We start from the raw sequence: 24,189 nt of genomic DNA, 5'->3' as shown, positions 1-24,189 counted from the left end.
GCCTTTTTTCATCAAAACGATAAAGAATATGGAAGACGGAAAAAACCCAAATCAGAATCAGCAGATAAATGTGGAGCTATCCGAGGAAGTGGCAGAAGGTATATACAGCAATTTAGCCATGATCGCACATTCCAACTCAGAATTTGTGATTGACTTTATTAGGCTGATGCCTGGAGTGCCAAAAGCGAAAGTAAAATCAAGGATCATTATGACACCTGATCATGCCAAAAGATTGCTTACAGCATTAAAAGACAATATCGCAAAATATGAGGAAGCATTTGGAAAGATACCAACAGGTCATGAAGGCCCCGGTTTTCCCATGAATTTCGGAGGGACTTTTGGAGAAGCCTGACAAAAATATAACAGCTTAATTTTGTTTGTTTTATCGATTTCCCTACCTTTGCAGTCCAAAATTTACAAGTTTAAAGGAAGTTTTATAAATCTATCAGTTAATGCCTACTATACAACAGTTAGTAAGAAAAGGTAGAACCACTCTTGAGACCAAGTCCAAGTCCAGGGCTTTGGATGCTTGTCCTCAAAGAAGAGGTGTTTGTACAAGAGTGTACACTACCACTCCTAAGAAGCCTAACTCAGCGATGAGAAAAGTGGCTAGGGTAAGGTTGACAAATGGTAAAGAGGTTAACGCCTACATTCCAGGTGAAGGTCACAATCTACAAGAGCACTCTATCGTATTGATCAGAGGTGGTCGTGTAAAAGACTTGCCAGGTGTACGTTACCATATTATCAGAGGTGCATTGGATACTGCCGGAGTGAAAGACCGTAAGCAAGGTCGCTCCAAGTACGGTGCTAAGCGTCCTAAGGCCGCTCCAGCAAAAAAATAATTGATTAAAAACATTACAAAGAAATGAGAAAAGCGAAACCAAAGAAGAGATATATTCTTCCTGACCCAAAGTTTAACGATACTTTGGTAACCAAGTTCGTTAACTGTCTAATGGTAGATGGTAAGAAGAGTATTGCTTACAAAATCTTCTACGATGCAATCGAGAAGGTTGAACAAAAAGTAGGTGAGAACGGTCTTGAGGTTTGGAAAAAAGCGCTTAACAATATTACTCCCGCTGTAGAAGTGAAGAGTCGTAGAGTTGGTGGTGCTACATTCCAGGTTCCGATGGAAGTTAGACCCGAAAGAAAAATGTCCCTAGGTATAAAGTGGATGATTACTTTTGCCAGAAGAAGGGGTGAGAAGACCATGATGGACAGACTTGCCGGTGAAATCATCTCCGCATCAAAAGGAGAAGGTGCAGCGGTCAAGAAAAAGGATGATACCCACAGAATGGCCGAAGCAAACAAAGCATTCTCACACTTTAGATTTTAATTGATAATGGCAAGAGATTTAAGATTTACTAGGAACATTGGTATTGCTGCGCACATTGATGCGGGTAAGACTACGACTACTGAGCGAATCCTTTTTTATGCAGGTAAATCCCACAAATTAGGGGAAGTTCACGAAGGTGGAGCCACTATGGACTGGATGGCTCAAGAGCAGGAAAGAGGTATTACCATTACTTCAGCTGCTACCACCGTTTTTTGGAATTACAGAAACAATAAATACCAGATTAACATTATCGATACTCCGGGTCACGTTGACTTCACTGTAGAAGTAAACAGGTCTTTGCGTATCCTAGATGGTTTGGTTTTTCTATTCAGTGCTGTTGATGGTGTAGAACCGCAGTCTGAAACCAACTGGCGTTTGGCAGATAATTATAAAGTAGCCCGTATCGGATTCGTTAACAAAATGGACCGTGCAGGTGCTAATTTCCTTGATGTTTGTAAACAAGTAAAAGAAATGTTGGGAAGCCATGCAGTACCATTGCAGCTTCCTATCGGTTCTGAAGACAAATTCAAAGGTGTTGTCGATCTGATCAATAACAGAGCTATTGTATGGAATGAGGCAGACCTAGGTATGACCTACGAGGTAGTGGATATTCCAGAAGATATGCAAGAAGATGTGGATCAGTGGAGAGAGCACTTATTGGAAGCAGTAGCTGAGTATGATGAGACATTGATGGAGAAATTCTTCGATGATCCAAACTCAATTACTGAGCAGGAGATCTTGACCGCTTTGAGAGCAGCTACCATCGACATGAAAATTGTCCCTATGGTTTGTGGTTCTTCCTTCAAGAACAAAGGTGTTCAGACCATGTTGGACTTGGTGATGGAATTGTTACCATCTCCATTGGACAAAGACGATTTATACGCAACCAAACTGGATACAGATGAGGAAGTGTTGATCAAACCGGATTTCTCTGAGCCTTTTACTGGTTTGGCATTTAAAATTGCAACTGACCCATTTGTTGGACGTCTTTGCTTTGTGAGAGCTTACTCCGGTGTTTTGGAATCAGGTTCTTACGTATTCAATAGCCGTTCAGGCAACAAAGAGCGTATCTCTAGAGTATTCCAAATGCACGCCAACAAGCAAAACCAAATCGAAAGATTGGAAGCTGGTGATATCGGTGCTGTAGTAGGTTTTAAAGATATCAAAACCGGTGATACACTTTGTGATGAAAAACGCAAGGTTGTGATGGAATCCATGATCTTCCCTGAGCCAGTTATCGGTTATGCTATTGAGCCTAAAACTCAAGCGGACGTAGATAAACTGGGTATGGCGATTTCTAAATTGGTAGAAGAAGATCCAACCCTTCAGGTAAATACTGACCATGAGACTGGTCAGACTATCTTGAGAGGTATGGGTGAGCTTCACTTGGATATTATCATCGACCGTTTAAAAAGAGAATTTAAGGTTGAAATCAACCAAGGCGCACCTCAGGTAGCTTATAAAGAAGCACTTTATAGTTCTGTTGAACATAAAGAAGTGTATAAGAAGCAAACTGGTGGTAAAGGTAAATTTGCTGATATCGTATTTGAATTGGGGCCTAAAGATGCAGATCCTGAGACAGGAGAAATCAAGCCGGGACTTGACTTTGTCAACGGTATCGTAGGTGGTGTGATTCCTAAAGAATTTATCCCTTCTATTCAAAAAGGTTTCGCAGAGGCAATGAAAAACGGTCCTTTGGCTGGATATCCAATTGAATCCATGAAAGTGAGATTGTTCCACGGATCTTTCCACGATGTCGATTCAGATGCATTGTCTTTCGAATTGGCTGCAAGAATTGGTTTCAAAGAAGCTGCTAAAAAATGTAAGCCTCAATTGTTGGAGCCGATCATGTCTGTAGATGTTGTAACTCCTGATGAGTATACAGGTCCGATCACCGGTGATTTGAACAGAAGAAGAGGTCTTATGAAAGGTATGGATACCAAAGGTACTTCTACCGTTGTCAAAGCTGCTGTACCATTGTCAGAATTGTTCGGTTATATTACTGACCTTAGAACAATTACTTCCGGTAGAGCAACTGCTTCTTTGACCTTCTCACATTATGAGCCGGTTCCAAACAACATTGCGGAAGCTGTAATTGCAAAAGTTAAAGGTGAAAAAGCCTAAATCTTGACAGAAAATGAATCAGAAAATCAGAATAAAATTAAAATCATATGATCATAGCCTGGTGGATAAGTCATCAGAGAAGATCGTAAAAGCGGTGAAAGCAACCGGAGCAGTAGTTGTTGGGCCAATTCCTTTGCCAACCAAAAAGGAAAAGTTCACTGTTTTGAAATCCCCACACGTTAACAAAAAAGCTAGAGATCAATATCAACTTTGTACTTACAAGAGACTGGTTGATATCTACAGCAACAGTTCCAAAACTGTGGATGCGTTGATGAAAATCGAGCTTCCGAGTGGTGTTGATGTTGAGATCAAAGTCTGACAGATTCCTGATCTGATCATGAAAAACCTGTTCCTTATGGAGCGGGTTTTTCTTTTGTTTAGAGATTTCAGCTTAAAAAACAAGAGTAGGGTGTTGACCTCATGTAGGTTTTCACCAAATTTATTTTTGTAAATAATTGAAAATATTAAAGTTGGGGTTTGTAAGGTGAAATTTAATTTCTAACTTTGCAGTCCTTAAAAAGCGCCCATGTGTATAAGCACTTGGGATTCAAGATTATTATATAACAGAAGATGTCTGGAATAATAGGTAAAAAAGTAGGAATGACTAGCATTTTCAGTGCCGATGGACGAAATGTCGCATGCACGCTAATAGAAGCTGGTCCTTGCGTAGTGACGCAAGTAAAAAATGTAGAAACAGACGGGTACAACGCTGTTCAGTTGGCTTACGGTGAGCGTAAGGAGAAAAATACTCCTAAGCCACTTATCGGACACTTTAAAAAAGCCGGTACAACGCCAAAGCAGAAAGTTGTTGAATTCAGAGACTTTAGGGTCGAATTCGAAGGTCAGGTTGATCTTGGTAAAACTGTAAAAGCTGAGGAAGTATTTATTGAAGGTGACTTCGTTGATGCTATCGGAACTTCCAAAGGTAAAGGTTTCCAAGGTGTAGTAAAACGTCATGGTTTTGGTGGTGTGGGTGGACAAACTCACGGTCAACATAACAGACAGAGACACCCAGGTTCCATTGGTGCTTGTTCTTGGCCATCCAGAGTATTCAAAGGAATGAGAATGGCAGGTAGAACAGGTGGAGACAGGGTTAAGGTCATCAATTTGAAAGTCCTTAAAATCTATCCTGAAAAGAACTTGCTTCTTGTGAGTGGTTCAGTCCCTGGTCCAAAAAATTCTTTCGTTATTCTAGAGAAGTAAGAAAATGGAATTAGCAGTATTAAAACATAACGGTGAAGACACAGGTAGGAGAGTCAATCTTTCTGATGACATATTCGCGATCGAACCTAATGATCACGCGATCTACTTGGATGTAAAGCAATATTTGGCTAACCAAAGACAGGGAACCCACAAATCTAAAGAAAGAAATGAGGTTGCCGGTTCTACCAAAAAGATCAAAAAGCAAAAAGGTACCGGTGGTGCTAGAGCTGGATCTTTGAAATCCCCTGTTTTCAGAGGTGGAGGTAGAGTATTTGGTCCTAAGCCTAGAGATTACTCCTTCAAGCTGAATAAGAAGTTGAAGCAGTTGGCAAGGAAGTCAGCCTTGACATACAAAGCAAAAGACAATAGTGTAATGGTTCTTGAGAACGTTTCTTTCGAAACTGCAAAGACCAAAAACTATATGGCGCTTTTGAATGGTCTTTCTTTATCTGATAAGAAGACACTTTTGGTTCTTCCAGAAGAAAACAAGAATGTTTATTTGTCCAGCAGAAACCTGCCAAAAGCAAAGGTGGTTACAGTAGACAGTGTAAATACTTACGAATTGTTGAATGCCGATAACTTGGTATTGTGCGAAGGTTCTGTAAGTAAGTTAGAAACCCTTTTATTGAAGTAAGAAAATGCAGATACTTAAGAAGCCTTTGATTACGGAAAAGATTTCTGCGATGAATGAACAAGGTGTTTATGGATTCGTAGTTGAGAAAACTGCTTCTAAGCCAGAAATCAAAAAAGCCGTAGAAAAAATGTACGGTGTGAAAGTGGAAGATGTGCGTACCATGAGATATGCTGGTAAGCCAAAGACCAGGTACACCAAGACAAAAATTGTATCAGGTTACAGCAATGCCTACAAGAAAGCCATTGTTAAAGTAGCTGAAGGTGAAATTATTGATTTTTACGGAGAAATTTAATTGAATCAAAATCATGGCAGTTAAAAAATTAAAACCTGTAACCCCAGGAACCAGATTCAGAGTAGCTCCGGCTTTTGATGAGATTACAGCATCAAAGCCAGAAAAGTCTCTTTTGGCTCCTAAGAGAAAGACAGGTGGTAGAAATAATGTAGGTAAAATGACCGCTAGATATATTGGTGGTGGTCATAAGCAAAGACTTAGAATTATTGATTTTAAGAGAGATAAGTTTGGTGTTCCGGCTGTAGTAAAAACTATCGAATACGATCCAAACAGAACTGCACGTATCGCATTATTATTCTATGCAGATGGTGCTAAGACCTATATTATCGCTCCGGAAGGTTTGCAAGTCGGTCAAACAGTGATTTCCGGAGAAAGCGTTGCTCCTGAGGTTGGAAATGCAATGCAGATGGTGAATATCCCTTTGGGTACGATTGTTCACAATATTGAATTGAAACCAGGCAAAGGTGGCGCTTTAGCAAGAAGTGCAGGTGGTTATGCTCAAATTGTAGCCAGAGAAGGTAAATATGTAACAGTTAAATTGCCTTCAGGTGAAATGAGAATGGTATTGGGTAGCTGTATGGCTACTGTAGGTACCGTATCCAATGCTGATCACATGAATGTGGTTTTGGGTAAGGCTGGTAGAAACCGTTGGTTGGGAAGAAGACCAAGAACCAGAGGTGTTGCGATGAACCCAGTAGATCACCCAATGGGTGGTGGTGAAGGCCGTTCTTCTGGTGGTCATCCAAGATCTAGGAAAGGTTTGCTTGCTAAAGGTAAGAAAACCAGATCTCCTAAAAAGTATTCAAACAAATTCATCATCGGTAAAAGATCCAAATAATCATGGCACGTTCATTAAAAAAAGGTCCTTATATAGAACATCACTTGGCCAAAAAAGTGGATGTAATGAACGAATCTGGCAAAAAATCAGTGATCAAGACTTGGTCAAGAAGATCAATGATTTCTCCGGATTTCGTAGGCCATACCTTCGCTGTGCATAACGGAAATAAATTTATTCCAGTGTTTGTTACAGACAATATGGTTGGTCATAAGCTTGGAGAATTTGCACCTACTAGAAACTTTAGAGGTCATATTGCCAAAAAAGATAAAGGAAAGAGATAATCATGGAAGCAATAGCAAGATTAAAAAATGTTCCTACTTCTCCTCGCAAAATGCGATTGGTAGCTGACCTCGTCAGAGGCAAAAGAGTAGGACAAGCATTAAGCATTTTGAAGTTTACTCCGAATCACGGATCTATTAAATTAGAAAAGCTTCTGCTTTCTGCTGTGGCCAACTGGCAAGCAAAAAATCCAGATGCTAAACTGGAAGATGCAGATCTATATGTTAAAACAATTTTCGTTGACGCTGGCCGTACATTGAAAAGACTTAGACCTGCTCCTCAAGGTAGAGCTCACAGAATTCGTAAAAGATCAAATCATGTAACCCTTGTTGTAGATGCTTACAATGCAGGCGTTACCGCTGATGAAGTAGAAACAACAGAAAAATCTAATTAAAATCAGACTATGGGACAAAAGATAAACCCAATTGGTTTTAGGCTTGGCGTCATCAAAGGATGGGAATCCAACTGGTACGGCGGAAAAGATTTTGCTGACAAACTTTATGAAGATCAGCAGATCAGAAAGTATGTCAACGCCAGAATTCCTAAGGGAGGAATCTCTAAAGTGATCATCGAGAGAACTTTGAAGAGAATCACTCTTACTATCCATACTGCACGTCCAGGAGTAGTCATTGGAAAAGGCGGAGCCGAAGTTGATAAGCTTAAAGAAGAATTGAAAAAATTGACCAACAAAGATGTTCAAATCAACATTTTTGAGATCAAGCGTCCAGAAGTGGATGCGAAATTGGTTGGTGAATCAATTGCTCAACAACTTCAAGCACGTATCTCTTTCAGAAGAGCTATGAAGCAATCCATCGCAGCGGCTATGAGAGTAGGTGCTGAAGGTATCAAAGTGAAACTTTCAGGTAGATTGGGTGGCGCTGAAATGGCGAGATCTGAGATGTATAAGGAAGGTAGAATTCCTTTGCATACTTTGAGAGCGGACATCGATTATGCTATTTCCGAAGCAAACACTGTATATGGTATCATCGGAATCAAAGTTTGGATCTTCAAAGGTGAAGTTTACGGAAAGAGAGATCTTTCTCCAAACATTGGTGCGGCCAATGAGCCAAAGGCAAGTGGAAATGCCAGAGGGAAAAGAAGAGAAGGTGGTCCAAAAAGAAGAAAGAGAAATAACTAATTTTCACCTATAAGTGAGAAATCATGTTACAGCCTAAGAGAACTAAATATAGAAAAATGCACAAGGGCAGAGTCAAAGGTCTGGCGCAAAGAGGGCATACGCTTTCTTTCGGCAACTTTGGTATCAAGTCCCTTGAACCAGGATGGATAACCTCCCGTCAGATTGAGGCAGCGCGTATTGCCATGACGAGAGCGATGAAAAGAGAAGGTCAGGTATGGATCAGAATTTTCCCTGACAAGCCTATTACCAAAAAACCTGCAGAGGTTCGTATGGGTAAAGGTAAAGGTGCACCTGAGTACTGGGTGGCAGTGATCAAGCCAGGAACGATTCTTTTCGAAGCAACAGGTGTGAGCCTTGAAGTTGCACAGGAAGCATTGAGATTGGCTCAACAAAAACTACCGGTAAGTACAAAATTTGTAGTACGTAGAGATTACGTTGGATAATTAAGACCATGAAAAACTCAGAAATCAGATCACTTTCAGAAAGTGAGATCCGTGAGCGTTTAGCCGCTGAGCAGGATAACTTGACTAAGTTAAGATTTGCTCATGCTATCTCTCCAATTGAGAATCCCAATAAAATTAAGGAAGCAAGACGTTTTGTTGCCAGACTTCAAACGATCTTGAAAGCAAAACAATTAGCTAAATAAGAAAAAAGATGGCTACTACTGAGAGAAATCTTCGTAAAGAAAGAATAGGAAAAGTAGTCAGCAACAAAATGGATAAGTCCATTACCGTTGCCGTAGAAAGAAGGGTTAAACATGCTATCTACGGTAAATTTGTTGCCAAGACTACCAAATTTATGGTTCATGACGAGAAAAATGAAGCTAACGAAGGAGATATCGTTCGTATCAGCGAAACTCGTCCGCTGAGTAAGAATAAGCGTTGGAGATTAGTAGAAATTATAGAAAGGGCTAAGTAATCATGATACAACAAGAATCCAGACTAGGTGTAGCGGATAACTCTGGCGCTAAAGAAGTGCTAGTAATCCGTGTTTTGGGTGGAACCAAAAAGAGATATGCTTCCATCGGCGATAAAGTTGTGGTAACTGTTAAGTCTGCTCTTTCTTCCAGCAACATGAAAAAAGGTACCGTTTCTAAAGCGGTTATCGTGAGAACGAAGAAAGAAATTAGAAGAAAAGACGGTTCTTATATCCGTTTTGAGGATAATGCTGCTGTTCTTTTGAACAACAACGACGAGCCAAGAGGTACCCGTATCTTCGGTCCTGTGGCAAGGGAGTTGAGAGATAAGCAGTTTATGAAAATTGTGTCTTTGGCCCCAGAAGTATTGTAATCATGGAAAGAAAATATAACAAACAACCAAAATTGCACATAAAAACAGGTGATACTGTAAAAGTATTGTCTGGTGATGATAAAGGCAAAACCGGTAAAGTCCTTTCCGTTAATCCTGAAAAAAGAAGGGCTATTGTTGAAGGTTTGAACATGGTTACGAAGCATGTGAAGCCTACAGCAGCTAATCCCCAAGGAGGTATTGAAAAGAAAGAGGCAGCCATACACATCAGTAACCTGATGTTGGTTGACCCTAAATCTGGTGAAGCTACCAGGACAGGCAGAAAGCTTGGAGAAAATGGTAAATTAGTTAGATATTCTAAGAAAACTGGGGAGGTGATCAATGGCTAAACCTAGAGTTAAAGAAAGATATAATACTGAGATCGTTTCTGAGTTGAAAGAAAAATTCCAGTATAAGTCAGTTATGCAGGTTCCAAAATTGACCAAAATTGTAATCAATAAAGGTATTGGAGCTGCTGTAGCAGATAAAAAATTGGTTGACCAAGGTGTTGAAGAGCTTTCACTTATCACAGGTCAGAAGGCTGTTGCCACTATCGCAAAGACTTCTGTGTCTAATTTCAAGTTGAGAGAAGGCATGCCTATCGGAGCTAAAGTTACCTTAAGAGGTGATAAAATGTATGAGTTCTTGGATAGATTGATGACTGTGGCGCTTCCTCGTGTAAGAGATTTCAAAGGTATCAGTGATAAAGGATTTGACGGAAGAGGTAATTACACTTTAGGTGTTACTGAGCAGATCATTTTCCCAGAAATCAGTATAGAAAAAGTCAACAAAATTTCCGGTATGGATATCACTTTTGTGACTACTGCTAATACAGATGAGGAAAGCTTTGCTTTATTGAAAGCTTTCGGGATGCCTTTTGTTAACAAAAATAACTAAGAAATATTATGGCAAGAGAGTCATTAAAAGCTCGTGAGAGAAAAAGAGAAAGACTTGTAGCAAAATATGCTAAAAAAAGAGCTGAACTGAAAGCTGCAGGTGATTTCGAAGCTTTGGACAAACTACCTAAGAATTCTTCTCCAGTTAGATTGCACAACAGATGTAAACTGACTGGTCGTCCTAAAGGATATATGAGGAAGTTTGGTATCAACAGGGTTACCTTTAGGGAGATGGCTTCCGCTGGTAAAATCCCAGGTGTAACCAAGTCTAGCTGGTAAAATTCAAGCAAGAGTTTTTATTCTGAAAATCATTGTGTAACTTTGCACGCCCATTGAGGGAGAGTGCAGTTAGACTTATATAATTATGACTGATCCAATAGCTGATTATCTAACAAGATTGAGAAACGCCATAAAGGCTACTCATAGAATCGTTGAGATACCTGCTTCTAATATCAAGAAGGAAATCACGAAGGTGCTTCATGATAAAGGATATATTCAAAACTACAAATTTGAAGAAAATGGTCCCCAGGGAACCATCAAAATTGCGTTGAAATATAATCCAGCATCAAAGCAGAATGCCATCGTTAGCCTGACCAGAGTTAGTAAGCCAGGTCTGAGAAAGTATGTGAAACATGAAGATCTCCCAAGAGTCATCAATGGCTTGGGAATTGCCATCTTGTCTACTTCTAAAGGTGTTATGACCGATAAGGAAGCTAGAACAGAAGGTATAGGGGGAGAAGTACTTTGCTACGTATATTAATAAACCGTCATGTCTAGAATAGGTAAAAAACCAATAAATATACCGGCGGGTGTTACTGTAGACGTGTCAGCACACAATGTTGTCACTGTTAAAGGTCCCAAAGGTACGCTAGTAAGGGATGTGAATCCCGATATCGCTGTCAAGGTTGAAGGCAATCAAATTGTCGTTGAAAGACCTACAGAGTCAAAAAGACATAAATCACTACACGGTCTTTACCGTTCATTGGTCAACAACATGGTTGTTGGTGTTTCTGAAGGGTATAAGAAGGAACTAGAATTAGTCGGTGTAGGTTACAAGGCGTCTAACCAAGGTCAAGTTTTAGAACTTTCCCTAGGTTATTCTCACAACATTTTCTTCGCCTTACCTGATTCAATTGCATTGAAAACAGAGACACCAAAAGGTAAAAACCCATTGGTGACTTTGGAAGGTATAGACAAAGAATTGATTGGCCAAGTTGCTGCTAAGATCAAATCGTTGCGTAAAGTTGAACCTTACAAAGGTAAAGGTGTACGTTTCGTTGGTGAAATTGTTAGACGTAAGGCTGGTAAAACTGCTGGTAAAAAATAAGAGAAATGGCTTTTAATAAGAATTTAAGAAGACTAAGAATCAAGAAAAGTATCCGCAGAAAGATCTCCGGTACTGATTCTAGACCTCGTTTGTCAGTATTTAAAAGCAATACTGGTATATACGCACAGTTGATTGATGATCTTAAAGGTCAAACCCTTGCGCACGCTTCTTCCAAAGAACTTGGTGCTGTTAGCAATACCAATCTGTCCGTTTCCAAGGAAGTTGGTAAAAAACTCGCAGAAAGAGCAGTAGCAAATGGTGTCACTGAAGTTGTTTTCGACAGAAGTGGTTACATTTATCACGGTAATGTTAAAGCTCTTGCTGATGGTGCAAGGGAAGGCGGCCTTAAATTTTAATAGATATTATGTCTCAAATAAGAAGAAAACCCATTAGGGCGACAGATACAGAATTAAAAGAGAAAGTTGTTGCTATCAACCGAGTAGCTAAAGTAGTTAAAGGTGGTAGAAGATTCTCTTTCTCCGCTATTGTGGTTGTTGGTGATGGTAACGGCGTAGTAGGTTATGGACTTGGAAAAGCCAATGAAGTAACTGATGCAATCACTAAAGGTATTGAAGATGCCAAGAAAAATCTTGTGAGAGTTCCTGTATTGAAAGGTACTATTCCTCATGAGCAACTTGGTAAATTTGGTGGTGGTTTCGTATTGATCAAGCCAGCTGCTGCAGGTACAGGTGTTATCGCCGGTGGTGCGATGCGTGCTGTTTTGGAAAGTGCCGGTGTTACAGACGTTTTGGCTAAATCCAAAGGGTCTTCTAATCCTCACAACGTGGTTAAAGCAACTATTGATGCCTTGGTTCAACTAAGAGATGCAATAGCTGTTTCTCAACAAAGAGGTGTGAAAATGTCAAAAGTTTTTAACGGGTAAGAAGATGGCTAAAATCAAAATAACTCAGGTTAAAAGTACGATCAAGAGACCTAAAGATCAGAAGGCGACTATCATAGCCCTTGGTCTTGGAAAAATCAACAGGACTGTAGAGGTTGAAAACAACCCTGCAATCGCTGGTATGGTAAGAAAAGTAAGTCACCTTGTAAAAGTGGAGGAAGCTTAATCATGAAATTACATACATTAAAACCTGCTGAAGGTTCTGTAAAATCTAGAAAAAGAATCGGTCGTGGTACCGGATCCGGTAGAGGTGGAACTTCTACAAGAGGTCATAAAGGTGCTAAATCCAGATCTGGATATAAATCCAAACTGGGTTTTGAAGGTGGTCAGATGCCTCTTCAAAGAAGAGTTCCTAAATTCGGTTTTAAGAGCCTAAACAAAGTTGTTTATAAGCCTATCAACCTTAATGTATTGCAAGAACTTGCAACGCAACACAACCTAGAGACCATTTCTTTTGATTCTTTGGTGGATCATGGATTAGTTTCTAAAAAAGATGTTGTAAAAGTGTTAGGTAGAGGCGAACTTACAGCCAAAATTAACGTAAGTGCTCACTCTTTCTCTGCTTCCGCTGTTGAAGCTATCGAAAAAGTAGGCGGAACAGTAAACAAGCTTTAATTAGATGAAAAAGTTTATCTCAACAGTTAAGAATATCTTTTCTATTGAAGATCTAAGAATCAGGATTTTGAATACCATTGGTTTTCTAGTGGTATTCAGATTAGGTTCTTTTATCGTATTACCTGGTGTGGATCCTTCTAAATTAGGAGATGCGCCCGAAGGTATCTTTGGTTTGATCGATACATTCCTGGGAGGAGCCTTTAGCAATGCTTCTATCTTTGGTTTGGGGATCATGCCATATATTTCTGCTTCTATCGTGTTGCAGTTATTAACTGTTGGAGTACCATACTTTCAAAAACTTCAAAAAGAGGGAGAATCTGGTAGAAAAAGAATTAATCAAATTACCAGAGTTCTTACTATAGCGATTACTGTTGCACAGGGTATCGGTTATATAACTGCTACTATTTTGCCTACAGGTGCTGTAATGGTGAGCACATCTCTCTTTATGTTTAGCTCATTAGTGTTACTTTCAGCCGGTACAATGTTCTGTATGTGGTTGGGTGAAAAGATTACCGAAAAAGGTATTGGTAATGGTATTTCCATGCTGATTATGATCGGTATTATATCTAGGTTTCCTGGAGCTATTATCGCTGAAGTACTATCCAAAGGTACCTCGGGAATGTTGTTGCTACTTATTGAAGCAGCCGTGTTGTTCTTCGTAGTGTTGGGCGTAGTTGCCTTGACAGAGGCTACAAGAAGAATTCCTGTTCAGTATGCCAAGCAAGTTGTTGGTGGAAAAGTCTACGGTGGTCAAAGACAGTATATCCCTATAAAAGTGAATGCTTCAGGGGTTATGCCTATCATATTTGCTCAATCTTTGATGTTCTTACCGGCTCTTGTTGCGCAAATTTGGTCTGCTGAAAGTGATATTGCTAATTATATCGGTAGTACATTCAGTGATTTTACATCATGGCAGTACAACCTGGTGTTTGCGATAATGATCATTCTGTTCACTTTCTTCTACACAGCGATCACCGTTAATCCGGAGCAAATCGCAGAAGATTTGAAAAGAAATGGCGGTTTTGTTCCAGGTATTAAGCCTGGTGCACCGACAGCTGATTTTATTGACAACATCATATCTAGGATCACCTTGCCAGGTTCAATTCTATTGTCCTTAGTTGCAGTGTTGCCAGCTTTCGCAATTATTGCAGGTATAGGTGGTGAGTTTGCTCAATTCTACGGAGGTACCTCCTTATTGATTATGGTTGGGGTTATCATGGATACCCTAAGACAAATAGAAAGTTACTTGTTGATGAGACATTACGAAGGAATGATGAAAAGTGGAAACATGAAAAACAATCCTTCTAACTATGCAGCTGCTGTATGATTCATTACAAAACTTCCGAGGAAGTTCAGTTAATCAAAGAAAGCGCTCAAATATTAGGTAAAGCTCACGGCGAAGTTGCAAAATATATTAAGGAAGGGGTAAAGACCTCTTTTCTGGACAAAATTGCAGAAGAGTACATCAGGGATAACCATGGTGTACCTTCTTTTAAAGGTTACAATGGATTTCCTGCATCCCTATGTATCTCTGTTAATGAGGTAGTGGTACATGGATTTCCCAGTGACTATGTATTGAAAGATGGCGATATAATCTCAGTAGATTGTGGAGTCTTTCACCAAGGTTTTCATAGCGATTCCGCTTATACTTACCCTGTCGGTGAAGTTTCCCCACAAGTATTGTCATTGCTCAATGTAACAAAAGAATCTCTTTATCTTGGAATTCAAAGTGCTGTTTTTGGCAATAGGATTGGAGATATTGGGAATGCAATTCAAAAGTTCGTAGAATCCAAAGGTTACACTGTTGTTCGGGAATTGGTAGGACATGGTTTGGGTAGAAATCTCCATGAATCTCCAGAAGTTCCCAATTATGGTAAAAAAGGCAGTGGACCGGTTTTAAAAGATGGATTGGTCATTGCCATTGAACCGATGGTTAATCTGGGGACTAGAAATATTGTGCAGGAAAGAGATGGTTGGACTATTAGGACTGCTGATAGAAAACCTTCAGCCCATTATGAGCATACTGTAGCTATCTTTGAAGACAGAACGGAGATATTGACTACTCACCAGTATATAGAAGAAAATTTTAAATTCTAAATATGGCTAAGCAAACATCTATAGAGCAAGATGGTACGATCATAGAGGCATTGTCTAACGCAATGTTCAAGGTAGAACTGGAAAATGGACATCAATTGATTGCACATATTTCAGGGAAAATGAGAATGAATTATATTAAGATCCTTCCTGGTGACAAAGTCAAATTAGAATTGTCTCCTTATGATCTTTCAAAGGGTAGAATCGTTTACAGATACAAATAAAATGTCATGAAAGTTAAGGCATCAATTAAAAAGAGAAGTGTTGACTGTAAAGTGATCAGAAGAAAAGGAAAACTTTACGTCATCAACAAGAAAAATCCTAAGTTTAAACAAAGACAAGGTTAATCATTATGGCAAGAATTGCAGGTGTTGACATACCAGACAACAAGCGTGGAGAAATCGGCTTGACCTACATCTTCGGAATCGGTAGGAGTTCAGCCAGAGCGATCCTGGAGAAAGCAGGTATTTCTTATGATAAGAAAGCCGGAGAGTGGAATGATGAAGAGTCTACCGCTATTAGAAATATCATAGCTGAAGAGTTCAGAACTGAAGGAGCTCTTAAGTCTGAGATACAGTTGAACATCAAGAGATTGATGGATATCGGGTGTTACAGAGGGTTGAGACATAGGAAGGGTCTTCCTGTTAGAGGTCAGAAAACCAAAAATAACGCTAGAACTAGAAAAGGTAAGAGAAAAACTGTTGCTAACAAGAAGAAGGCAACTAAATAAATCTTGAATTAGATTATGGCTCAGAAAAGAAACGATAAAGCTAAAGGTAAAAAAAGAGTAGTTAAAGTTGAAGCAGTAGGCCAAGCCCACATCAAAGCTTCTTTTAACAATATCATCATCTCTATTACCAATAATTCTGGTCAAGTGATTTCTTGGGCTTCTGCCGGTAAAATGGGTTTCAGAGGTTCAAAGAAAAACACTCCATATGCTGCACAAATGGCTGCGCAAAATTGCGGTCAAGTAGCTTATGATCTAGGATTGAGAAAAATTGAGGTTTTTGTTAAAGGTCCAGGTGCAGGACGTGAGTCTGCGATCAGGACTTTGCAAAATGTAGGTTTAGATGTTACTACGATTATAGATGTGACCCCACTTCCTCACAACGGATGTCGTCCTCCAAAACGTAGAAGAGTTTAATTTCTTAAAGAAGATATAGAATGGCAAGATATACAGGTCCAAAGGCAAAAATCGCCAGAAGATTCGGTGAGCCTATCGAAGGATACAGCAAAGCTCTCCAAAAGAAAAACTACCCTCCAGGACAGCACGGTAGAGGTAGAAGAAAAAAGCAGTCTGAATATGCGATTCAGCTTGCTGAAAAACAAAAAGCCAAATACATCTACGGAGTATTGGAAAGACAATTCGCAAAAATGTTTGATATTGCATCCAGAAAGCAAGGTATTACAGGTGAAAACCTTCTTCAACTTTTGGAAGCAAGATTGGACAACACTGTATTTAGACTAGGTATTGCACCTACGAGAAGAGCTGCTAGACAACTTGTTTCTCATAAGCATATTTTAGTTAATGGTGAACTTGTCAATATTCCTTCCTATACCTTGAAGCCTGGTGATGTAGTAGCTGTTAGAGAACGTTCCAAGTCTCTTGAAGCTATTACTGCTAGTTTGGCAGGAAAAAGTAACCGTTATCCATGGTTAGAGTGGGATAGCACCTCTTTAGCAGGTAAGTTTGTGTCAATTCCTACTAGGGATGATATTCCTGAGAACATCAAGGAACAATTGATCGTCGAACTTTACTCTAAATAATAAACTTTCAGACTTAAATAGAACTATTGATATGTCCATATTAGCATTTCAAATGCCCGAGAAAGTGGTGATGGAAAAAGCCGATGACTTCCACGGTTTGTTTACCTTCAAGCCACTTGAGAAGGGCTATGGGGTCACTATCGGCAATGCCTTGAGGAGAATTTTGTTGTCCTCACTTGAAGGTTACGCCATCACATCTGTGAAGCTTCCTGGAGTTGTTCATGAATTTTCCACAATTGAGGGTGTTGTTGAAGATGTGACTGATATCATCCTTAACCTTAAACAAGTTAGATTTAAGAAAGTCCATGATTCTATTGATGGAAAAATCACTGTTGAAGTTAAGAATCAGTCTGTTTTCACTGCTGGAGATATCGCCAAGTTCACCTCTTCTTTTGAGGTATTGAATCCTGAGTTGGTGATCTGCCACTTGGATGAATCTAAAAGTTTTGAAATTGAATTGACAGTTGAAAAGGGTAGAGGTTATCTTCCAGCGGAAGAGTCCAAGCCTAAAGAACAGGTTTTTGGAGTTATTCCAATTGATGCCGTCTTCACCCCAATCAAGAATGTGAAATATAGTGTTGAAAACACCAGGGTTGAGCAAAAGACTGACTTTGAAAAATTGATCCTTGAAGTAACGACAGATGGTTCAATCCATCCTGAGAAAGCGCTTCAGGAATCTGCTAAAATCCTGATCCAACACTTCATGTTGTTCTCTGATCAAACTATGGTTCTTGATTCCACTGGAGTTTCTGAACCAGAGCCAATTGATGAGGAGTTCTTGCACATGAGAAAACTTCTGAAGACACCACTTGGTGACTTGGATCTTTCTGTTCGTGCATTTAACTGTCTGAAAGCTGCTGATGTGAAGACTCTTGGAGATCTTGCCAAATTGGAAATTTCTGATATGATGAAATTTAGAAATTTTGGGAAGAAATCTTTGGCTGAGCTTGAGCAACTTATCCAGGAGAAGGGTTTGACCTTTGGTATGGATTTATCTAAGTATAAACTTGATGAAGAATAATTAAAATGAGACACGGTAAGAAATTTAACCACCTTGGCAGGACAGCCAGTCACAGGAAAGCAATGCTTTCCAATATGGCTAACTCCCTGATTCTTCACAAGCGTATTTCTACAACGCTTGCCAAGGCAAAGGAGCTTAAAAAATATGTAGAGCCTCTGATTACCAGAGCTAAGGAAGATACTACTCACAATAGAAGGGTTGCCTTCTCTTACCTTCAAAGCAAAGAAGGAATCAAAGCTTTGTTCGGTGAAGTTGTTGAGAAAGTAGGCAGCAGAGCAGGTGGATACACTAGAATTATCAAAACAGGATTTCGTCTTGGTGATAATGCTGAAATGTGCATCATTGAATTGGTTGATTTCAATGAATTGATGTTGAAAGAAACCAAGCCAGCTAAGAAAACTACTAGAAGAAGTAGAAGAGGATCATCTTCCACTGCTGAAGCAACTCCTGCTGCTAAGGCTATTGAGCCAAAAGCTGAGGAGCCTTCTAAAGCTGATGATAGCAATGAAGAAAAATCTGCGGAATAATTCATGCATGATATTTCAAAATATAAAGGGATTGGACTTTTGTTCAATCCCTTTTTTTATATCCATCTCAATTTCCTAAGGCTTAAAGTTCAAAAATACTTAACTTTGGCGTGTTCAATAAAAAACCATGAATAAACAAAAAGCTACACTCCTTCTTGCTGATGGTACGATCTTCAGAGGTACATTGATTGGATCTCCAGGTACTAATGGCGGTGAAATATGTTTCAATACCGGTATGACAGGGTATCAGGAAATTTATACAGACCCCTCTTATACTGGACAAATTGTAGTGACAACAACATCCCACATAGGAAATTATGGGGTGATTGATACAGAAGTGGAATCAGAGCACCCTACCATCGCAGGGATTGTTGTGAATAGTTTCTCTGAGGTGTACAGTAGGCTAGACGCAAGTGGTTCTCTTCAAGATTATCTTGTCAAATACGGAATTACTGGTATAGCAGATATAGATACTAGAAAACTTGTCCGACATCTTCGTTCTAAAGGAGCTATGAATGCTATAATCAGTTCTGAATATGAGGATGACTTGGCCGGTTTGAAAACCCAATTGAATCTTGTTCCTGATATGAACGGATTGGAGCTTTCCTCCCAGGTTTGTACCAAAGAACCGTTTTTTTATGGAGATGAAAAAGCTTCCTATAAAGTAGCCTGTCTCGATTTTGGGATCAAATTAAATATCCTGAGAAATTTGGCCGATCGTGGTGTTTATTGTAAAGTTTTTCCTGCAAAAACCTCCTTTGAAGAAATGGAGTCTTGGAATCCTGATGGTTATTTCCTGTCTAATGGCCCTGGAGATCCAGCTGTAATGGAATATGCCGTCAAGACCACAAAAGAAATTCTTGAAACAAATAAACCTGTGTTTGGGATTTGCCTTGGTCATCAAATTCTGGCCGAATCCTGTGGAGTATCTACATACAAAATGCATCACGGTCATAGAGGATTAAATCACCCCATCAAAAATATTCTCACAGGGAAAAGTGAAATTACTTCTCAGAATCATGGTTTTGTGGTGAACAGGGAAGATGTTGAAAAAAGTGAAATCTTGGAAATAACCCATGTTCACCTCAACGATAATACAGTAGCGGGCATTAAATTAATGAACAAACCTGCATTTTCAGTTCAATACCACCCTGAGTCATCGCCAGGACCGCATGATTCAAGGTATTTATTTGATGATTTTATATCTTTAATGCGACAAAATAACAACTCTTAAACCTTTAAACATTATGACTTTGATTCAATCAATTCATGCCAGACAAATTTTAGATTCCAGAGGTAACCCTACTATTGAAGTAGATGTTTTTACCGAAAATGGTGCTTTTGGAAGAGCGGCTGTTCCAAGTGGAGCCTCTACAGGCGTTAATGAAGCTGTAGAACTTCGTGATGGTGACAAATCCAAATACCTTGGAAAAGGTGTATTGAAAGCTGTTTCGAACGTGAATGATATTATTGCACCCGAATTGGTAGGCCTTGATATTTTTGAGCAAAACCTAATAGATCAAATAATGATTGGTCTCGATGGTACTCCAACCAAAAGCAAACTTGGAGCAAATGCTATCTTAGGTGTTTCTTTGGCTGTTGCTAAAGCAGCAGCTATGGAAGCGGGTCAACCACTTTACCGCTATATCGGTGGCGTAAATGCCAATACTTTACCTGTGCCGATGATGAATATCATCAATGGAGGATCTCATTCAGATGCTCCTATCGCTTTCCAAGAATTCATGATCCGTCCAGTGGGAGCGCCTAGTTTCTCTGAGGCAATGAGAATGGGAGCAGAAATTTTCCATCATTTGAAAAAAATCCTTCACGATAAAGGCCTTAGTACAGCAGTAGGAGATGAGGGTGGTTTTGCACCTAATTTCTCTGGGGGAACTGAAGAAGCTTTAGCTTGTATTTTAGATGCTATTGCTAAGGCAGGATACAAAGCCGGTGATGATGTTACCATTGCATTGGATTGTGCTGCCTCCGAATTCTTTATGGATGGGAAGTATGACTATTCTAAATTTGAAGGACCAAATGGAAAAGTGAGAAGCAGAGAAGAGCAGGTCGCTTACTTGGCAGAGCTCACTGAAAAATATCCTATTGATTCTATTGAAGATGGATGTGCTGAAGAAGATTGGGAAGGTTGGGCAATGTTAACTGCCAAAATCGGATCCAAAATACAATTGGTCGGAGATGACTTGTTTGTGACCAATGTGAAATTTCTAAAAAGGGGAATTGAAGAGAAATCTGCTAATTCTATCTTGATCAAAGTGAATCAGATCGGAACCTTGACTGAAACCTTGAATGCCATCGCCATGGCGCATAAGGCAGGCTTTACTGCGGTCATGTCTCACAGATCTGGTGAAACTGAAGATTCTACCATTGCTGATTTGGCTGTTGCGGTTAACTGTGGTCAGATCAAAACAGGTTCAGCATCAAGATCCGACAGGATGGCAAAGTACAATCAGTTACTGAGAATTGAAGAGCAATTGGGCGAATCTGCTATTTTCCCAAGTAAAAAAGGTTAATTTTAGCTTTGCTTAAATGAAAAAGACGGCCCCAAAGGTCGTCTTTTTCATTTAACCTCCTATAGAATTTCAGTCGGAATTCAATTGTATTTTTATTATTTTCCAATCGAAACTATATCAATTATTTATGAGGAAAATATTTTACTTGATTTTACTATCCGTCTTGAGTTTTGAGTTGATAGCACAGACGGATCCCTTATGGATGAGGTATCCTGCCATTTCCCCTGATGGCAATGAGATCGTGTTCAGTTATAAAGGGGATTTATTTAAAGTTGGTGCAAAAGGAGGGACAGCTACCCCTTTGACCCTTCATGAAGCACACGATTACATGCCAGTATGGAGTCCAGATGGGAAGCAGATTGCTTTTGCCAGTGACCGATTCGGGAATTTTGATGTGTATGTTATTCCTTCTGTTGGAGGGGAAGCCAAGAGGCTGACTTACCACTCTGGTAATGATTTTCCCTGGGATTTTACTCCTGATGGTAAAGATGTTATATTCAGTTCACCAAGAAATGATCTTCAGACCTCTGTGAGGTTTCCTAATAAGGGACTATTCGGGAAGCTCTATAAAGTGCCTGTTGAGGGCGGAAGGTCTATTTTGTTGTCTACGGCAGGTTTTCAAAACGCCAGTTTTGATGCAAATGGAGAAAGAATCATTTTTCAGGATAGAAAGGGCTATGAGGATGAATGGAGAAAAAGGCATACTTCTTCTGTGACCAGAGATGTTTGGTTGTATGATTTAAAACAACAGAAATATACCCAAATCAGTGACTTTGAAGGAGAAGACAGAGAACCGCTTTTTTCAGCTGATGGTAAATCAGCATTTTATCTAAGTGAAAAAAATGGCTCTCAAAATATTTTCAAAAGAGATCTTAGTAATGGAAGCGAGACGCAATTGACCCATTTCAAAGATCATCCAGTGAGACATTTGAGTAGTAGCAAGCAGGATGTACTCTCTTTTACTTGGAATGGGGAAATTTATACGCTGACACCAGGAAGTCAACCAGTCAAAGTTCCGGTGAAAATTTTCGCTGATTTTAGGGGAAATGATCAAAAAATAGTTTCTGTTAACGGTGGTGCTACTGAAATGGCCCTCTCTCCAAACGGTAAAGAGATAGCTTTTGTATTTAGAGGAGAAGTTTTTGTGACTTCTGTCGATAATAACCTGACCAAAAGAGTTACCAATACCTCTGCTCAGGAAAGGATGTTGAGTTGGGGGGCAGATGGCCGTACACTTTATTATTCCAGTGAAAGAGGAGAAAGTTGGGACATCTATAAGGCGAATATTGTGAGAAGTGATGAGCCTTATTTTTATGTGGCTACTTTGATCAATGAAGAAGCAGTAGTAGCAACTGATAAGGATGAATTCCAACCAATTGTTTCACCTGATGGTAAAGAGATAGCGTATCTTGAAGAGCGAAATATTCTTAAAGTTTTCAATTTAGCCAATAAAACTTCCAGGACTATTATTCCTGCCGGAGAGAACTTTTCTTACAGCGATGGGGACCAGGATTTTACCTGGAGTCCGGATAGTAAGTGGATTGTTGCCAAAAACGCGTTAGGGCTCTATGGAGCGAGCCACATGGTCTTGTATGATGCGGCAGGAGGCAAAGAAGGAGTTAATTTGACAAATTCAGGTTTTTCGGATGGACGGGGACAGTTCGCTTTGAAAGGGAAGGCACTTATTTGGGCCAATGACCGTGACGGAAAAAAGCCGTTAGCGCTTCAAGGAGCTAGAGAATTGGATATTTATGCCTTGTTCTTCGATAAGACTGCATTTGATAGATTTAAGTTGAACAAGGCTGAATATGATCTTTTGAAGGAACAGGAAGAAAAAGACAAGGATAAGAAGAAGGAAGAAGGTCCCCTTGTACTTGACTTAAGCGGTATTGAAAACAGGAAGTTAAGATTGACTACTGGTTCTATCAACCTTTCTTCTTTTGACATGTCCCCGGATGGAGATAAACTTTATTTTATGGCGAGTTTTGAAGACCGCTATGATGTGTGGGCATTGGATACCCGTACCAAAGAATTGAAGTCTTTGGCAAAAACCAATTCGGGACCAGGCACTATAAAATTGGATAAAGACGGCAAAAATTTATTTGTCCTTGCAAATGGAAGACTTTCAAAGATTGAGACAGGAAATGGCAAACTAAGTAACATTGGAATTAGTGAAGAAATGGTCTTAGATGCTACTTCTGAGCGTGAATATATCTTCCACCATGCGTGGAGACAGGTGAAAAAGAAATTTTATGACCCTACACTACATGGAATTGATTGGGATATGTACAGGGCTACTTATGCCCGCTTCCTTCCACATATCAACAATAATTATGATTTCCAGGAATTGTTGAGCGAGATTTTGGGTGAATTGAATGGCTCCCACACAGGAGGTAGGTATTCACACAGGTCAGATAATGGTGACCAAACTGCTTCACTAGGATTATTCTACGATGAGAGTTCAAAGGATAATGGCCTTAAAATTACAGAAGTAATCACAGGTGGTCCATTGGATAGGGCGGAAAGTAAAGTGAAGGCCGGTCATGTCATAGAGAAAATTGATGGGATAGAGATTATCCTGAATTTTGATTGGAACATGCTCCTCAATAGAAAGGCAGACAAAAATGTTCTGTTGAGTTTTTATGATCCAGCTTCAAAAACAAGATGGGAGGAAATAGTTAAGCCTATTTCCCAAGGTGCAGAAAATGGGCTCCTTTATAAAAGATGGACAGAGAGCATGCGTGCAATGGTGGACAAGCTGAGCAATGGAAGGATAGGCTATGTACATGTACAAGGTATGAATGACAACAGTTTCCGTACCGTTTACGATGAAGTTTTGGGAAAAAATGCTGATAAAGAAGCATTGATTGTAGATACCAGATTCAATGGCGGGGGTTGGCTGCATGAGGATCTTTCCAACTTCCTTGATGGGAAACCTTACGCGACCTTCAGGCCTTATGGTTTTGTAGCTAGGGGAGGCGAACCCCGTGACAAGTGGGCCAAACCAAGCGTAGTATTGATGAGTGAGAGCAATTACTCAGATGCCCATGCCTTCCCATATGCTTATCGGGCTAAGGGAATCGGTAAACTCATCGGTATGCCGGTCCCAGGTACCAGTACAGCTGTATGGTGGGAAACACAGATTGATCCTACAATTGTATTCGGGATACCTATGATTGCCTTCTACGGTGTTGCTGAAGATAGGCCATTGGAGAATCTCCAACTGGAACCAGATATTAAAGTAGCTACGCCATTTGAGGAAATCCTATTTGGTAAGGATGCCCAGATTGAGGCAGCGGTGAAGGAGTTGCTGGAGCAGATAAAATGAGGTTTCAGAGTTGAAATAAGGGGAAATAAAGTTGAAATAGCTGGAAATAGGGGGA

37 protein-coding genes are annotated in these 24,189 nt (G+C 39.8%); all 37 read left to right on the top strand.

Annotation, left to right across the window (positions count from 1 at the left end):
• Positions 1-28: 28 nt before the first annotated feature.
• The 37 genes from ACFFIP_RS08180 to ACFFIP_RS08000 all read left to right on the top strand — a co-directional run bounded on the left by ACFFIP_RS08180 (position 29) and on the right by ACFFIP_RS08000 (position 24,134).
• Entirely contained in the window at positions 29-352 is a 324-nt protein-coding gene (locus ACFFIP_RS08180) for a DUF3467 domain-containing protein (protein ID WP_382387108.1), read from the top strand.
• A gap of 100 nt (positions 353-452) precedes the next feature.
• Positions 453-842, top strand: a complete 390-nt coding sequence (gene rpsL, locus ACFFIP_RS08175) for a 30S ribosomal protein S12 (RefSeq protein ID WP_009183384.1) — start codon at positions 453-455, stop codon at positions 840-842.
• Between the two features lie 23 nt (positions 843-865).
• The gene (rpsG, locus tag ACFFIP_RS08170) at positions 866-1,333 is read left to right on the top strand and encodes a 30S ribosomal protein S7 (RefSeq protein ID WP_382387107.1); all 468 of its coding nucleotides are present in this window, start codon (positions 866-868) and stop codon (positions 1,331-1,333) included.
• A gap of 6 nt (positions 1,334-1,339) precedes the next feature.
• Entirely contained in the window at positions 1,340-3,457 is a 2,118-nt protein-coding gene (fusA, locus tag ACFFIP_RS08165) for an elongation factor G (protein WP_382387106.1), read from the top strand.
• Positions 3,458-3,470: 13 nt separating this feature from the next.
• Positions 3,471-3,776 (top strand): 30S ribosomal protein S10, encoded by a 306-nt coding sequence (gene rpsJ, locus ACFFIP_RS08160; protein ID WP_024284766.1) that lies wholly within the window; start codon positions 3,471-3,473, stop codon positions 3,774-3,776.
• Between the two features lie 251 nt (positions 3,777-4,027).
• Entirely contained in the window at positions 4,028-4,660 is a 633-nt protein-coding gene (rplC, locus tag ACFFIP_RS08155; protein WP_382387105.1) for a 50S ribosomal protein L3, read from the top strand.
• Positions 4,661-4,664: 4 nt separating this feature from the next.
• Positions 4,665-5,294, top strand: a complete 630-nt coding sequence (rplD, locus tag ACFFIP_RS08150; RefSeq protein WP_382387104.1) for a 50S ribosomal protein L4 — start codon at positions 4,665-4,667, stop codon at positions 5,292-5,294.
• 4 nt (positions 5,295-5,298) lie between these two features.
• Positions 5,299-5,586 carry a 50S ribosomal protein L23 gene (gene rplW / locus ACFFIP_RS08145; RefSeq protein WP_382387103.1) on the top strand — a complete coding sequence of 96 codons (288 nt, stop codon included), beginning with the start codon at positions 5,299-5,301 and terminating at the stop codon, positions 5,584-5,586.
• 13 nt (positions 5,587-5,599) lie between these two features.
• Positions 5,600-6,424 carry a 50S ribosomal protein L2 gene (gene rplB, locus ACFFIP_RS08140; protein ID WP_382387102.1) on the top strand — a complete coding sequence of 275 codons (825 nt, stop codon included), beginning with the start codon at positions 5,600-5,602 and terminating at the stop codon, positions 6,422-6,424.
• A gap of 2 nt (positions 6,425-6,426) precedes the next feature.
• Positions 6,427-6,705: a 30S ribosomal protein S19 gene (rpsS, locus tag ACFFIP_RS08135; RefSeq protein ID WP_009034213.1), complete on the top strand. Its 279-nt coding sequence runs from the start codon at positions 6,427-6,429 to the stop codon at positions 6,703-6,705.
• A gap of 2 nt (positions 6,706-6,707) precedes the next feature.
• Positions 6,708-7,097, top strand: a complete 390-nt coding sequence (gene rplV / locus ACFFIP_RS08130; RefSeq protein ID WP_382387101.1) for a 50S ribosomal protein L22 — start codon at positions 6,708-6,710, stop codon at positions 7,095-7,097.
• Positions 7,098-7,106: 9 nt separating this feature from the next.
• On the top strand, positions 7,107-7,841 hold the full coding sequence (gene rpsC, locus ACFFIP_RS08125; RefSeq protein ID WP_382387100.1) for a 30S ribosomal protein S3: 735 nt from the start codon (positions 7,107-7,109) through the stop codon (positions 7,839-7,841).
• 23 nt (positions 7,842-7,864) lie between these two features.
• The gene (gene rplP, locus ACFFIP_RS08120; protein ID WP_382387099.1) at positions 7,865-8,284 is read left to right on the top strand and encodes a 50S ribosomal protein L16; all 420 of its coding nucleotides are present in this window, start codon (positions 7,865-7,867) and stop codon (positions 8,282-8,284) included.
• 8 nt (positions 8,285-8,292) lie between these two features.
• Positions 8,293-8,487 (top strand): 50S ribosomal protein L29, encoded by a 195-nt coding sequence (gene rpmC / locus ACFFIP_RS08115; protein ID WP_382387098.1) that lies wholly within the window; start codon positions 8,293-8,295, stop codon positions 8,485-8,487.
• A gap of 8 nt (positions 8,488-8,495) precedes the next feature.
• Positions 8,496-8,759 carry a 30S ribosomal protein S17 gene (gene rpsQ / locus ACFFIP_RS08110; RefSeq protein WP_382387096.1) on the top strand — a complete coding sequence of 88 codons (264 nt, stop codon included), beginning with the start codon at positions 8,496-8,498 and terminating at the stop codon, positions 8,757-8,759.
• Between the two features lie 2 nt (positions 8,760-8,761).
• Positions 8,762-9,130: a 50S ribosomal protein L14 gene (rplN, locus tag ACFFIP_RS08105; RefSeq protein ID WP_382387095.1), complete on the top strand. Its 369-nt coding sequence runs from the start codon at positions 8,762-8,764 to the stop codon at positions 9,128-9,130.
• Between the two features lie 2 nt (positions 9,131-9,132).
• Complete coding sequence (gene rplX / locus ACFFIP_RS08100; RefSeq protein WP_382387094.1) at positions 9,133-9,477, top strand: 50S ribosomal protein L24; 345 nt, start codon at positions 9,133-9,135, stop codon at positions 9,475-9,477.
• A complete protein-coding gene (gene rplE / locus ACFFIP_RS08095; RefSeq protein ID WP_382387093.1) occupies positions 9,470-10,024 on the top strand; it encodes a 50S ribosomal protein L5 in 555 nt (184 codons plus the stop codon). The genes rplX and rplE overlap by 8 nt, the downstream gene beginning before the upstream one ends.
• 8 nt (positions 10,025-10,032) lie before the next feature.
• The gene (rpsN, locus tag ACFFIP_RS08090) at positions 10,033-10,302 is read left to right on the top strand and encodes a 30S ribosomal protein S14 (protein WP_009183368.1); all 270 of its coding nucleotides are present in this window, start codon (positions 10,033-10,035) and stop codon (positions 10,300-10,302) included.
• A gap of 85 nt (positions 10,303-10,387) precedes the next feature.
• Positions 10,388-10,783, top strand: a complete 396-nt coding sequence (gene rpsH / locus ACFFIP_RS08085; protein ID WP_382387092.1) for a 30S ribosomal protein S8 — start codon at positions 10,388-10,390, stop codon at positions 10,781-10,783.
• A gap of 9 nt (positions 10,784-10,792) precedes the next feature.
• Positions 10,793-11,350, top strand: a complete 558-nt coding sequence (gene rplF, locus ACFFIP_RS08080; protein WP_382387090.1) for a 50S ribosomal protein L6 — start codon at positions 10,793-10,795, stop codon at positions 11,348-11,350.
• Positions 11,351-11,355: 5 nt separating this feature from the next.
• The gene (gene rplR, locus ACFFIP_RS08075) at positions 11,356-11,706 is read left to right on the top strand and encodes a 50S ribosomal protein L18 (RefSeq protein ID WP_382387089.1); all 351 of its coding nucleotides are present in this window, start codon (positions 11,356-11,358) and stop codon (positions 11,704-11,706) included.
• Between the two features lie 8 nt (positions 11,707-11,714).
• On the top strand, positions 11,715-12,233 hold the full coding sequence (gene rpsE / locus ACFFIP_RS08070) for a 30S ribosomal protein S5 (protein ID WP_382387088.1): 519 nt from the start codon (positions 11,715-11,717) through the stop codon (positions 12,231-12,233).
• A gap of 4 nt (positions 12,234-12,237) precedes the next feature.
• Entirely contained in the window at positions 12,238-12,417 is a 180-nt protein-coding gene (gene rpmD / locus ACFFIP_RS08065) for a 50S ribosomal protein L30 (RefSeq protein WP_009183363.1), read from the top strand.
• 2 nt (positions 12,418-12,419) lie between these two features.
• On the top strand, positions 12,420-12,866 hold the full coding sequence (gene rplO / locus ACFFIP_RS08060; RefSeq protein WP_382387087.1) for a 50S ribosomal protein L15: 447 nt from the start codon (positions 12,420-12,422) through the stop codon (positions 12,864-12,866).
• A 4-nt stretch (positions 12,867-12,870) separates the two neighbouring features.
• Positions 12,871-14,193 (top strand): preprotein translocase subunit SecY, encoded by a 1,323-nt coding sequence (gene secY, locus ACFFIP_RS08055; protein ID WP_382387086.1) that lies wholly within the window; start codon positions 12,871-12,873, stop codon positions 14,191-14,193.
• Entirely contained in the window at positions 14,190-14,963 is a 774-nt protein-coding gene (map, locus tag ACFFIP_RS08050; protein ID WP_382387085.1) for a type I methionyl aminopeptidase, read from the top strand. The genes secY and map overlap by 4 nt, the downstream gene beginning before the upstream one ends.
• A gap of 2 nt (positions 14,964-14,965) precedes the next feature.
• The gene (infA, locus tag ACFFIP_RS08045) at positions 14,966-15,184 is read left to right on the top strand and encodes a translation initiation factor IF-1 (protein WP_040480068.1); all 219 of its coding nucleotides are present in this window, start codon (positions 14,966-14,968) and stop codon (positions 15,182-15,184) included.
• A gap of 6 nt (positions 15,185-15,190) precedes the next feature.
• Entirely contained in the window at positions 15,191-15,307 is a 117-nt protein-coding gene (rpmJ, locus tag ACFFIP_RS08040; RefSeq protein ID WP_009034194.1) for a 50S ribosomal protein L36, read from the top strand.
• Between the two features lie 5 nt (positions 15,308-15,312).
• Positions 15,313-15,690, top strand: coding sequence for a 30S ribosomal protein S13 (gene rpsM / locus ACFFIP_RS08035; RefSeq protein WP_382387084.1), 378 nt, complete (start codon positions 15,313-15,315; stop codon positions 15,688-15,690).
• A 15-nt stretch (positions 15,691-15,705) separates the two neighbouring features.
• A complete protein-coding gene (gene rpsK / locus ACFFIP_RS08030; protein ID WP_009034192.1) occupies positions 15,706-16,104 on the top strand; it encodes a 30S ribosomal protein S11 in 399 nt (132 codons plus the stop codon).
• Positions 16,105-16,124: 20 nt separating this feature from the next.
• Positions 16,125-16,727: a 30S ribosomal protein S4 gene (rpsD, locus tag ACFFIP_RS08025; RefSeq protein ID WP_382387083.1), complete on the top strand. Its 603-nt coding sequence runs from the start codon at positions 16,125-16,127 to the stop codon at positions 16,725-16,727.
• A gap of 31 nt (positions 16,728-16,758) precedes the next feature.
• The gene (locus ACFFIP_RS08020) at positions 16,759-17,748 is read left to right on the top strand and encodes a DNA-directed RNA polymerase subunit alpha (RefSeq protein WP_382387082.1); all 990 of its coding nucleotides are present in this window, start codon (positions 16,759-16,761) and stop codon (positions 17,746-17,748) included.
• Positions 17,749-17,753: 5 nt separating this feature from the next.
• Positions 17,754-18,275 (top strand): 50S ribosomal protein L17, encoded by a 522-nt coding sequence (rplQ, locus tag ACFFIP_RS08015; RefSeq protein ID WP_382387081.1) that lies wholly within the window; start codon positions 17,754-17,756, stop codon positions 18,273-18,275.
• Positions 18,276-18,402: 127 nt separating this feature from the next.
• The gene (gene carA / locus ACFFIP_RS08010) at positions 18,403-19,509 is read left to right on the top strand and encodes a glutamine-hydrolyzing carbamoyl-phosphate synthase small subunit (protein ID WP_382387080.1); all 1,107 of its coding nucleotides are present in this window, start codon (positions 18,403-18,405) and stop codon (positions 19,507-19,509) included.
• Between the two features lie 13 nt (positions 19,510-19,522).
• Positions 19,523-20,806: a phosphopyruvate hydratase gene (eno, locus tag ACFFIP_RS08005; RefSeq protein ID WP_382387079.1), complete on the top strand. Its 1,284-nt coding sequence runs from the start codon at positions 19,523-19,525 to the stop codon at positions 20,804-20,806.
• Between the two features lie 127 nt (positions 20,807-20,933).
• Positions 20,934-24,134, top strand: coding sequence for a S41 family peptidase (locus ACFFIP_RS08000; RefSeq protein WP_382387078.1), 3,201 nt, complete (start codon positions 20,934-20,936; stop codon positions 24,132-24,134).
• The last annotated feature ends 55 nt before the right edge of the window (positions 24,135-24,189 follow it).

The organism is Fontibacter flavus, from assembly GCF_042432905.1.
Lineage (GTDB): Bacteria > Bacteroidota > Bacteroidia > Cytophagales > Cyclobacteriaceae > Fontibacter > Fontibacter flavus.
The sequence above is the reverse complement of the archived record's forward strand: the minus strand, read 5'-3'. Positions and strand labels throughout refer to the sequence as shown.